Raw genomic sequence first — 11,900 nt, forward strand, 5'->3', positions numbered from 1 at the left:
GCTATCAAAAAAGTAGCACTCTGCGCATATTCCGCGTGGGCGGAGTGCGCTTTTTATAGAGAATGCAAAGGCCAGCGGGGCTTCACATCAAAAGCGTAGTTGTGCACCGCGCTTTGCAGACCGCTTTGCAGGCGCATAGCGGCTGCCATGGCGATCATGGCGCCGTTGTCGGTACACAAGTGCAGCTCGGGGTAGTGCACCCGCACACCGCGCTTTGCGCACTCGGCGTTGAGTTGTTCGCGCAGCCGGCGGTTTGCTCCCACGCCACCGGCAACCACCAGCCGCTTCAACCCGGTCTGCTTCAGCGCCGAGACTGATTTTTTGAGCAACACCTCCACGATTGCAGCCTGGGTCGACGCGGCCAGATCTGCCTGCTGTTGCTCCGGAAGTGACTGAAACCGGGTCTCCCCCACTGCCGCCAGCATGCGCTGGCTCTGCACCAACACTGCCGTTTTGAGCCCTGCAAATGAAAAGTCCAGATTGCCGCTGTGCAGCAAGGGGCGCGGCAAGGAATAAGCCTTCGGGTCACCCGCCTCCGCCAACTTGGACAGCAGTGGCCCACCGGGATAGGCCAGGCCCATGAGCTTGGCAGACTTGTCAAATGCCTCCCCGGCGGCGTCGTCAATGGTTTCGCCCAGCAGCTCGTAGCGGCCGACACCATCCACCCACATCAACTGGGTGTGACCGCCCGACACCAGGAGCGCCACAAACGGAAATTCAGGCGGGTCTTCACTCAAAAACGGCGAGAGCAAATGCCCTTCCAGGTGGTGTACGCCCAGCACCGGCTTGCCGAGTGCCGCACCCAACGCGCAAGCGACACCAGCCCCCACCAGCAGCGCACCGGCCAGGCCGGGCCCACGGGTGTAGGCCACCACATCCACTTCTTGCAGGCTGCGGCCACTGTCGGCCAGCACCTGACGGGTCAGGGGCAACACGCGGCGGATGTGGTCCCGGCTCGCCAACTCCGGCACCACGCCGCCGAAGGCCTGGTGCATCTCAATCTGGCTGTGCAGGGCATGGGCCAGCAAGGTAGGCACCGCGTCGCCCTGCGACTGCACCATGGCCACACCTGTTTCATCACACGACGACTCGATACCCAACACCAGCATGCTTGTTTCCTTTTGAGGCGCCGAGTGTAGAGGATGGTGTTTTCCAGAGGGCACAATCCCCGCATGCGCACCTCATCGTGCGCCGGCCCCCACCCACTTCAAAAACTCATTTTTGGCCCGAATCTTGCTGCGAATGTCCATCATGTCTGAGCCCCTGCGTATTGTTGTGATCACCTCTGACCTGGTCGTAACCGACCCCGAGGACACCCACGCGCTGGACCAGGCCGATCGCTCGCGTAGCTTGCGCATCGGGCTGCTGGAAAACGGCTTCAACCTGATTGCCTCCCTGCCTGCCGACACGTTTTTAACCGAACGTCTCGCGCAGCTCCAGCCCGACATGATCATCGTGGACGCAGAGAGTGACGCCCGCGACGCCCTGGAGCACGTGGTCATGGCCACCCGCGACGAGCGCCGCCCCATCGTCATGTTCACCAACGACCACGACAGCCGCACCGCCCGCGAGGCCGTGGCAGCCGGCGTGTCGGCCTACATCGTGGCGGGTTTGCAGACCGAACGCATCCGCCCGATTCTGGACGTGGCCATGGCCCGCTTTGAGCAGGAGCAGGCCCTCCGCCGCGAGTTGGCCGACACCCGCCACGAACTCCACGAACTCTCCACCGCCCTGCAAGACCGCAAGGTCATCGACCGGGCCAAGGCCTTGCTCATGCAGCGCCAATCCCTGAGCGAAGACGCGGCCTACGCCAAGTTGCGCAAAACCGCGATGGACAAGAACCTCAAGATCGTAGAAGTCGCCCAGCGCATGCTGGATGTGGCGGATTTGCTGGGCTGACATCGCACCGAGGCACCCGAAATGGTGCGCCGCACAAATGCAGTGCACCAGCGTCCCCGGAAACGGCGTTGGAGTCCATATTTGCATAAAAGTCCTGCTTGGCCCTTGTAGATATTGCGCAATTCGCTCCTAATTCAATAGCAAATCTGGCTTCAGGGGCCATCCCATTGGCCTAAAAAACACACCACTAACACCTGGCACAGACATTGCGTTAGTCCTACCAAGACCGGCAACGGTTATGCAAACGCCCCGTCCAACGGCGGGCGGGGTGAATGCAAAAGGACAAAGGCGTCCCCACAGTTTCGATAGCGCTCTGCGCATCGGGCCCTGTGCGGACGCCTTTTTTGTTTTCTGGTTTTGTTTTGTGTGTTTAACCCTTCTGGAGCGAGTTTTATGACAGATCTTCTGAAAGCCAAATTGAGTCGCCGCGCCGTACTGCAAACCGCTGCTGTGGGCGCTGCGGGCATCAGCCCCGCCCTGCGTTCGGTGGTGTACGCCGCAGGATCGGACGCCCCTGAGAAAACCGAAGTCAAAATCGGCTTCATTCCCTTGACCGACTGCGCCAGCGTGGTCATGGCCTCGGTGCTGGGTATCGACCAGAAATACGGCGTCAAGATCATTCCGAGTAAAGAAGCCTCCTGGGCCGGTGTGCGCGACAAGCTGGTCAACGGCGAGTTGGACTTTGCCCACGTGCTTTACGGTCTGGTGTACGGCGTGCACCTTGGCGTAGGCGGCCCCAAGAAAGACATGGCAGTCTTGGCCACCCTGAACAACAACGGCCAGGCGATCACCCTGTCCAAGAAACTGGCCGACAAAGGCGCGGTCGATGGTGCCAGCCTCGCCAAGCTCATGGCCAGCGAAAAGCGCGAATACACCTTCGCGCAAACCTTCCCCACCGGCACCCACGCTATGTGGCTGTACTACTGGATGGCGGCCAACGGCATCGACCCGATGCAAGGCGCGAAGGTCATCACCGTGCCGCCACCCCAAATGGTGGCCAACATGCGAGTGGGCAACATGGACGGCTTCTGCGTGGGCGAACCCTGGAACCACCGCGCCATCATCGACGGCATTGGCGTCACCGCCACCACCACCCAGGACATCTGGAAAGACCACCCCGAAAAGGTGCTGGGCACCACCGGCGACTTCGTCAAAAAGTATCCCAACACTGCGCGCGCCGTCACAGCCGCCATTCTGGAAGCCAGCAAGTGGATTGACGCCAGCCTGTCCAACAAAAACAAGATGGCCGAAACCATTGCCGACAAGAGCTACGTGAACACCAGCGTGGACGCGATCAACCAGCGCATTTTGGGCCGCTACCAGAACGGCATGGGCAAGACCTGGGACGACCCGAACTACATGAAGTTCTACAACGACGGCGCGGTGAACTTCCCCTACCTGTCCGACGGCATGTGGTTCCTGACCCAGCACAAGCGTTGGGGCTTGCTCAAAGACCACCCTGATTACCTGACTGTCGCCAAGCAGATCAACCAGATCGAGATCTACAAGCAAGCGGCCACGGCCACCAAGACGCCGCTGCCCAAGAGCGATATGCGCAGCAGCAAGCTGGTCGACGGTGTGGTCTGGGATGGCAAAGATCCCAAGAAATACGCCGACGGTTTCAAGATCAAAGCATAAGGAATCATCACCATGGTCAGCGCCGTCTTTCATTCGCCGATAGCCACTGCCGCCGACGGCACCGCTATCAAAACAGAAGCTACCAGCGCAGACTTTACGGGCGCTAAGCCCCAAAAGTCTACAAAGGCAAGCGCACCGGTGCAGACCGCTGCACCGGGCTTCGACTGGAGCGGCCTGCTGCTCAAAGTGCTGCCGCCGTTCTTCGGTCTGGCACTTTTGATCGGCATCTGGGCCATGGTGAGCATCGGCACCGCCAGCTCCATCCCCAGTCCGCTGGAGACCTGGAAGCAGGCCGTGGTGATTTTCAGTGACCCCTTCTACAGCAAGGGCCCCAACGACCAGGGCGTGGGCTGGAACATCTTGTTCTCGCTGCAGCGTGTGGCAGTCGGTTTTGGCTTGGCCGCGGTGGTGGGCATTCCGGTGGGTTTCATGATCGGGCGGTTTGAGTTTTTGAGCCGCATGTTCAACCCGCTCATCAGCCTGCTGCGCCCCGTGTCGCCCCTGGCCTGGCTGCCGATTGGTTTACTGGTGTTCAAGGGTGCCAACCCGGCGGCTATCTGGACCATCTTTATTTGCTCCATCTGGCCCATGATCATCAACACCGCCGTGGGCGTGCAGCGCGTGCCCCAGGACTACATGAACGTGGCCCGCGTGCTCAACCTCTCCGAGTGGAAGATCGTCACCAAGATTCTCTTCCCCTCCGTGTTGCCTTACATGCTGACCGGCGTGCGCCTGGCAGTGGGTACGGCCTGGCTGGTGATCGTGGCGGCAGAAATGCTGACCGGCGGCGTGGGGATTGGCTTCTGGGTGTGGGACGAGTGGAACAACCTCAACGTCAAAAACATCATCATCGCCATCTTCGTGATCGGCATCGTGGGCCTGCTCTTGGAGTACGCGCTCATCAAGTTGGCAACTGCATTCACATTTGAAGAGGTGAAGTCATGAGCATCGAATCCATGAACACCAAGTACATCGAAATCCAGGGCGTGGACCAGACCTTCAAGACCAAGAAAGGCCACTTCCCGGCGCTGCGCGACATCAACCTCAATGTCGCCAAAGGTGAGTTTGTGGCGCTCATCGGCCACAGCGGCTGCGGCAAGTCCACCTTGCTCAACCTGATTGCCGGTTTGACCCTGCCGACCCAAGGCTCGCTGATCTGCGCCGGCCGCGAGATTGCCGGCCCCGGCCCCGAGCGTGCGGTGGTGTTTCAAAACCACTCGCTGCTGCCGTGGCTCACCTGTTTCGAGAACATTTACCTTGGCGTAGAGCGCGTATTCGGCCAGCGCAACCCAGGTGCAGCCGCCGAAACCAAAGCCCAGCTCAAGGCCCGCACCGATGCGGCGCTGGCCCTGGTCGGCCTGACCGCAGCAGCGCAAAAGCGCCCCGGTGAAATCAGCGGCGGCATGAAGCAGCGCGTGGGCATTGCCCGTGCGCTGGCCATGGAGCCCAAAGTCTTGTTGATGGACGAGCCCTTTGGTGCGCTCGACGCGCTGACCCGCGCCAAGCTGCAAGACGAATTGCTCGAAATCGTGGCCAAGACCCACGCCACCGTGGTCATGGTGACCCACGATGTGGACGAGGCCGTGCTGCTCTCCGACAAGATCGTGATGATGACCAACGGCCCTGCCGCCACCATCGGCGAGGTGCTGAGCGTGGACCTGCCCCGCCCCCGCAACCGCGTGGCCCTGGCCGACAGTGCGGAGTACCTGGGCTACCGCAAAGCGGTCATCGACTTCCTGTACACCCGCCAAGCCCACGTTGAAAAGGCAGCCTGACCATGGACATGCGCGTCAAAACCAAACAAAAGCTGGTCATGATCGGCAACGGCATGGCCGGTGTGCGGACCATCGAGGAGCTGCTCAAGGTGGCTCCGGACCTGTACGACATCACGGTCTTCGGTGCCGAACCGCACCCCAACTACAACCGCATCTTGCTCAGCCCGGTGTTGGCTGGTGAGCAAACGCTCGATGAGATCGTGCTCAACTCGTTTGAGTGGTACGCAGAAAACAACATCACCCTGCATGCCGGCAAAAAAGTGACCGAGGTGGACCGCGTCAAACGCGTTGTCAAGGCCTCGGACGGCACCGAGGCCGAGTACGACCGCCTGTTGGTCTGCACCGGCTCCAACCCGTTCATCTTGCCCATCCCTGGCAAAGACCTGCAAGGCGTGATCGCCTACCGCGATATTGCAGACACCAACGCCATGATCGAGGCGGCCACCCGCTACAAGCACGCAGTCGTCATCGGCGGTGGTCTGCTGGGTCTGGAAGCTGCCAACGGTCTGATGCTGCGCGGCATGTCGGTGAGCGTGGTGCACGTGGGCCCCACCCTGATGGAGCGCCAGCTCGACACCGTGGCCGGTGGCTTGCTGCAAAAGTCGCTGGAAGAGCGTGGCCTGAAGTTCTTGATGGGTGCGCAAACCCAGGAGCTGGTGGGTGGTGAAGATGGTCGCGTCAAGGCCATCAAGTTCAAAGACGGCACCGAAGTACCGGCCGACCTCGTGGTCATGGCCGTGGGCATCCGCCCTAACACCGAGCTGGCCCAGAGCATGCGCCTGCATGTGGACCGCGGCATTGTGGTCACCGACACCATGCAAACCGTGACCGACGCTCGCATTTACAGCGTGGGTGAATGCGCTGCCCACCGTGGCATTGCTTATGGCCTGGTCGCCCCGCTGTTTGAGCAGGCCAAAGTGGCGGCCAACCACCTGGCCGAATACGGCATTGGCCGCTACCAGGGCTCGCTCACCTCCACCAAGCTCAAGGTCACCGGTATCGACCTGTTCTCTGCCGGCAACTTCACCGGTGGTGAAGGGTTTGAAGAGATCGTGATGAGCGACCCCTTCGGTGGCGTGTACAAAAAGCTGGTCATCCAAAACGACAAACTGGTGGGCGCCTGCATGTATGGCGACACCGTGGACGGCAGCTGGTACTTCAAGCTCCTGCGCGACGGCCGCAGCGTGGCCGACATCCGCGACAAGCTCATGTTCGGTGAGAGCGGCGCCAACATCGGCGACGTGGGCCACCAGGGCCAGAACAAAGCCGCCGCCATGGCCGACACCGACGAGGTGTGCGGCTGCAACGGCGTGACCAAGGGCACCATCTGCAAGGCCATCAAAGACAAGGGCCTGTTCACCCTGGACGAGGTGAAAAAGCACACCAAAGCCAGCGCGAGCTGCGGCTCGTGCACAGGGCTGGTGGAACAAATCATCATGTTCACCGCCGGTGGCGACTACAGCGCCACGCCCAAGACCAAGGCCATGTGCGGCTGCACCGACCACGGTCACCAGGCCGTGCGCGACGCCATTTACAAAGAAAAGTACCTCACCATTGCGGACGTGCAAAAAGGCATGGGCTGGAAGACACCCAACGGTTGCTCCAGCTGCCGCCCCGCGCTGAACTACTACCTGATCAGCAGCTGGCCCAAGTTGGCCAAAGATGACCCGCAAAGCCGCTTCATCAATGAGCGCAGCCACGCCAACATCCAGAAAGACGGCACCTACAGCGTCATCCCGCGCATGTGGGGTGGCGAGACCACGGCCGACGAGCTGCGCCGCATTGCCAATGCGGTGGACAAGTACAACATTCCTACCGTCAAGGTCACGGGCGGCCAGCGCATCGACTTGCTGGGCGTGAAAAAAGAAGACCTGCAAGCCGTATGGAAAGACATCGGCATGCCCTCCGGCCACGCCTACGCCAAGGCTCTGCGCACGGTCAAAACCTGCGTGGGCAGTGAGTGGTGCCGCATGGGCACCCAGGACAGCACCCAAATGGGCAAAGACCTGGAGCGCGCTCATTGGCGCATGTATGCCCCGCACAAGGTCAAGTACGCCGTATCCGGCTGCCCGCGCAACTGCGCTGAGGCCGGCATCAAGGACGTGGGCATCATCGGCGTGGACAGCGGCTGGGAGATGTACATCGCCGGCAACGGCGGCATCAAGACCGAAGTGGCGCACTTCTTTGTGAAGCTCAAAACCTCGGAAGAAGTGCTGGAGTACACCGGCGCCTTCATGCAGCTCTACCGCAAAGAGGGTTGGTACCTGGAGCGCACCGTGCACTACGTGGCACGGGTGGGCATGGACTATGTGAAAAAGAAGATTCTGGAAGACGCCGAAGGCCGCAAAGCCCTGAACGAAGAGCTGCTGTTTGCTTTGGATGGCGAGCCCGACCCGTGGTTTGACTTCCAGGACGCGCAGGTCGATACCCGCCAGTTCGCGCCGGTAGCCACGGCTTAAGCACAAGGAGACAGAACATGCAACGCCGAACCCTGCTCTGTGCCGCCAGCACTGCCGTGCTGGGCGGCGTGCTGTCCCCGGCCCGCGCCCAGGTGGCGGACCTGAGCGACGCCATCAACAAAGCCGGCCGCCAGCGCATGCTGAGTCAGCGCATGGGCAAGGCCTGGCTGGCCTTGTTGCTGAGCGTGGAGAAACCCAGCGCGCAGCTGGTGCTCGACAAGTCCATGGCGCTGTTTGACCGGCAACTGGCAGAACTCAAAGCCTTTGCGCCCACCCCCGAGATACTGGCCACTTACACCCAGCTCGACGCCGCGTGGACCGACTACAAAGTCCTGCTGGTGGGCAAAGCCCCCAGCCGTGAGCGCGCCGCAGCGCTGCTGCTGCAAGACGCCAAAGTGCTGGCACTGGCCCACCAGGGCACCACCCAGTACGAGGCCGTCATGGCCAAGCCCTTGGGCAAACTGGTCAACGTGGCCGGCCGCCAACGCATGCTGAGCCAGCGCATGGCCAAGTTCTACCTAGCCACCACTATTCCTGTGGATGCCGCCACCGCCGGCATGGAGCTCGCCAAGGCCCGCAGCGAATTCATCGCTGCCATGCAAATGCTCAAAACAGCCCCTGAGGCCACGCAGCGCATCAAAGACGAGCTGACCTTGGGTGAGGCGCAGTGGGTGTTTTTTGACAGTGCCCTGAGCAACTTGCAAGAAGGTGCCCAGCGCCCCCGCCCCATGGCCGATGTGTACCTGGCCAGTGAAAACCTGCTCACCGTGATGGACCGGGTGACCGGCCTGTATGCGGCCATCAAGACCTAATTTATACAAAACAAGCCTCTTGCCCCCGTATTACTTGCGCAAGCAGCTATCAAAACCATAGCACTCAGGAAATCATCATGACCGAATGGACCCGCATCTGTACCCTGGAAGACATCCCTGTACTGGGCTCACGCCGCGTAGAGCGCAGCACCGGGATCGATGTTGCGATTTTCCGCAATGACAAAGACGAAGTCTTCGCCCTGCTCGACCGCTGCCCCCACAAGGGCGGCCCGCTGAGCCAAGGCATTGTGTTCGGCACCAGCGTGGCCTGCCCGCTGCACAACTGGACCATCGGACTGTGCGACGGCCAGGCCAGCGCGCCGGACGAAGGCTGCACCCCGAAATTCAGCCTCAAGCTCGAAGCCGGTGTGGTCTACCTGAATGCCGCCGAGCTGCAAAGCCACGGCACCGATCTGGTGCGCCCCATTGCGGGGCCCAAATCCCGCCTGGCCACCGCAGCCTGATCAGGGATGGCCATGGTTCAGGAAACCCGATCAACCTGCCCCTACTGTGGTGTGGGCTGTGGCGTCATCATCCAGAGCACCGGTAAGCAGATCACCGGCGTCAAGGGCGACCCGCAGCACCCGGCCAACTTCGGGCGGCTGTGCTCCAAGGGCAGCACCCTGCACCTGACCGCCACCGCCGAAGTCACCCTGCAAACCCGCCTGCTGCAACCGCTGCAGCGCTTGGAGCGAGGCAGTGCGCCGCAACCTGTCAGCTGGGACAGCGCCCTGCACACCGCCACCACCCATTTCGCCCGGATCATCCAAGACCACGGGCCGGACGCCGTGGGCTTTTACGTGAGCGGCCAGTTGCTCACCGAGGACTATTACGTCTTCAACAAGCTGGCCAAGGGCCTGATCGGTACCAACAACATCGACACCAACTCCCGCCTGTGCATGAGCAGCGCGGTCGCTGGCTACAAAAAAAGCCTGGGCGCGGATTCCCCGCCAGCCAGCTACGAGGACCTTGGCCTGGCCAGCACCCTGTTCATTGCGGGATCTAACGCAGCGTACGCCCACCCCATCCTGTTCCGCCGCATCGAAGATGCCAAAGTCGCCAACCCTGACCTGAAAATCGTGGTGGTCGATGTGCGCCGCACCGACACTGCCGAGGCCGCAGACCTGTTCCTGCAAATCCAACCCGGCACCGATGTCATGCTGTTCAACGGCATGCTGCACCTGATGCTCTGGGAGGGCTGGACGGACGCCGCCTTTATCTCCGCCCACACCGAAGGCCTTGACGCGCTCAAGGCACTAGTGCGCGACTGCACCCCTGACGCGGTGGTCGCGGTCTGCGGCATCCGCAAGGCCGAGCTGATGGAGGCGACCCGCCTGTTTGCGCAGTCCCCTGCCACCCTCAGCCTGTATTGCATGGGCCTCAATCAGTCCAGCGCCGGTACCGCCAAAAACACCGCCCTCATCAACCTGCACCTCGCCACCGGCCAGATCGGCAAGCCCGGTGCCGGCCCTTTCAGCCTGACCGGCCAACCCAACGCCATGGGCGGGCGCGAAGTGGGCGGCCTGGCCAACCTGCTCAGCGCCCACCGCGACTTGGCCAACCCGGTGCACCGCGCCGAGGTAGAAGCCCTGTGGGGCCTGAATCTGCAAGGCCGCACCGTGCCCGAGAAGCCCGGTAAGACCGCCATAGAGATGTTCCAGGCTGCCGCCGATGGCGAGATCAAAGCCCTGTGGATTGCTTGCACCAACCCCGCCCAGAGCCTGCCCGACCAGGCCACCGTGCGCCGCGCCTTGGAGCGCGCCGAGTTTGTGGTGCTGCAAGAAGCCTTTGCCAGCACCGCCACCGCCCGCTACGCCGACCTGCTGCTGCCCGCCACCACCTGGGGCGAAAAAGAAGGCACGGTCACCAACAGCGAGCGCCGCATCAGCCGGGTGCGCGCCGCCGTGCCGCCCCCCGCCGCAGCCGGCACGCCAGACGCCCCGCGCCACGATTGGGCGATTGCGGTGGACTTTGCGCAGCGCCTGGAATCCGCGCTGGGCCGCACCACCGAACACGCCAGCTTGTTCCCCTACCCCACGCCCGAATCGGTGTGGAACGAGCACCGCGAAAGCACCCGCGGCCGCGACCTCGACATCACCGGCATGAGCTACGCGCAGCTGGAGATTAGCCCCTTGCAGTGGCCTATGGCCGAAGGGTCCAGCGCGGGCAAAGTGCGCCTGTATGAAGACGGTGTGTTCCCCACACCAACCGGCCGTGCCCGCTTTGTGGCGGCACCCTACATCCCGGTCGCCGAGCAGCGCGAGGCGCGCTACCCTTTTGCCCTGACCACCGGCCGCCTGCGCGACCAGTGGCACGGCATGAGCCGCACCGGCACACTGGGCCGCCTGTTCGGCCATGTGCGCGAGCCGGCCCTGCAGATGCACCCGCAAGACATGGCCCGCCGCCTGCTGGCCGAAGGCGACCTGGTGCACATCACTAGCAAGCGCGGTTCCATCCTCGCGCCGGTGCAGGCCAGCACCGAGCTGGGCCTGAGCCAGGTGTTTTTGCCCATGCACTGGGGCGACGAGTTTTTGAGTGGCCGGAGCAACACCGGAGAGCGCTTGGGTGGCGTCAACGCCCTGACCAGCCCCGCCTTCTGCCCCGACTCCAAGCAGCCCGAACTCAAGCACGCTGCCGTCAAGGTGCTCAAGGCCGATATGCCCTGGAACCTGACCGCCCTGGCCTGGCTGCCGCAAGCCGAAGTGTTGTCCCAGCGCATCGCCCTGCAGGCTCTGATGGAACAGTTCGAATTCGCCAGCTGTGTGCTCTTCGGCAACGATGCCGCGCTGGGCCAGGCAGGCCGCACCGGCGTCATGTTCCGTGCCGCGGGCAGCGCTGCGCCCGCAGACGCGGTGCTGGCCGACATTGAAGCCTTGCTGCAACTCAACGGCCCGGACGCCGTGCGCTACGCCGACCCCAAGCGCAGCCAGCGCCGCGTGGTGCGGCTGCAGCGCAGCACGGTCAACGCCACGCTGGAGGGGTTCTTGCTCAGCGGCGACACCCAGGCCCGCGATTGGATGACGGCCCTGCTGCGCGAGGAGCAGCCTGCCCAGAACTACGGCCGCGCCCTGCTCGCCGGTGGGGCGACACCCCCACTGCCCGTGCTCAGCAAAGGCAAGACCGTCTGCACCTGCTTCAACGTGAGCGATATCGCCATCACCAAGACACTGGGCCGCTGCACCGGCACCGATGCCGAGCGCCTGGGCCAGCTGCAAAAGAGCTTGCAGTGCGGCACCAACTGCGGCTCCTGCATTCCGCAGCTGCAGCGCATGGTGCGCGCCACGCCGGTCGACGCCCCCCACGCAACGGCATAAGGA

General features: G+C 62.7%; 9 protein-coding genes. 8 read left to right on the forward strand and 1 reads right to left on the reverse strand.

What is annotated here, in order from left to right:
- Positions 1 to 53 precede the first annotated feature (53 nt).
- Positions 54 to 1,109, reverse strand: coding sequence for a tRNA (adenosine(37)-N6)-threonylcarbamoyltransferase complex transferase subunit TsaD (gene tsaD, locus QZW03_RS02710; protein WP_296508080.1), 1,056 nt, complete (start codon positions 1,107 to 1,109; stop codon positions 54 to 56).
- A 142-nt stretch (positions 1,110 to 1,251) separates the two neighbouring features.
- Between tsaD and QZW03_RS02715 the strand changes: the two genes are divergently transcribed.
- The 8 genes from QZW03_RS02715 (at position 1,252) to QZW03_RS02750 (ending at position 11,897) form a co-directional block, all read left to right on the forward strand.
- Complete coding sequence (locus tag QZW03_RS02715; protein WP_296508082.1) at positions 1,252 to 1,899, forward strand: ANTAR domain-containing protein; 648 nt, start codon at positions 1,252 to 1,254, stop codon at positions 1,897 to 1,899.
- Positions 1,900 to 2,292: 393 nt separating this feature from the next.
- A complete protein-coding gene (locus QZW03_RS02720; RefSeq protein WP_296508084.1) occupies positions 2,293 to 3,537 on the forward strand; it encodes a CmpA/NrtA family ABC transporter substrate-binding protein in 1,245 nt (414 codons plus the stop codon).
- A gap of 12 nt (positions 3,538 to 3,549) precedes the next feature.
- Positions 3,550 to 4,482, forward strand: a complete 933-nt coding sequence (ntrB, locus tag QZW03_RS02725; RefSeq protein WP_296508085.1) for a nitrate ABC transporter permease — start codon at positions 3,550 to 3,552, stop codon at positions 4,480 to 4,482.
- Between the two features lie 11 nt (positions 4,483 to 4,493).
- The gene (locus QZW03_RS02730) at positions 4,494 to 5,312 is read left to right on the forward strand and encodes an ABC transporter ATP-binding protein (RefSeq protein ID WP_296508315.1); all 819 of its coding nucleotides are present in this window, start codon (positions 4,494 to 4,496) and stop codon (positions 5,310 to 5,312) included.
- A gap of 2 nt (positions 5,313 to 5,314) precedes the next feature.
- Positions 5,315 to 7,771, forward strand: coding sequence for a nitrite reductase large subunit NirB (gene nirB / locus QZW03_RS02735; protein ID WP_296508087.1), 2,457 nt, complete (start codon positions 5,315 to 5,317; stop codon positions 7,769 to 7,771).
- A gap of 17 nt (positions 7,772 to 7,788) precedes the next feature.
- On the forward strand, positions 7,789 to 8,583 hold the full coding sequence (locus QZW03_RS02740; RefSeq protein WP_296508088.1) for a type IV pili methyl-accepting chemotaxis transducer N-terminal domain-containing protein: 795 nt from the start codon (positions 7,789 to 7,791) through the stop codon (positions 8,581 to 8,583).
- A 77-nt stretch (positions 8,584 to 8,660) separates the two neighbouring features.
- Positions 8,661 to 9,047 carry a nitrite reductase small subunit NirD gene (gene nirD, locus QZW03_RS02745; protein ID WP_296508090.1) on the forward strand — a complete coding sequence of 129 codons (387 nt, stop codon included), beginning with the start codon at positions 8,661 to 8,663 and terminating at the stop codon, positions 9,045 to 9,047.
- 12 nt (positions 9,048 to 9,059) lie between these two features.
- Entirely contained in the window at positions 9,060 to 11,897 is a 2,838-nt protein-coding gene (locus QZW03_RS02750; RefSeq protein WP_296508092.1) for a nitrate reductase, read from the forward strand.
- The last annotated feature ends 3 nt before the right edge of the window (positions 11,898 to 11,900 follow it).

The organism is Rhodoferax sp. (assembly GCF_013297935.1).
Classification (GTDB): domain Bacteria; phylum Pseudomonadota; class Gammaproteobacteria; order Burkholderiales; family Burkholderiaceae_C; genus Allorhodoferax.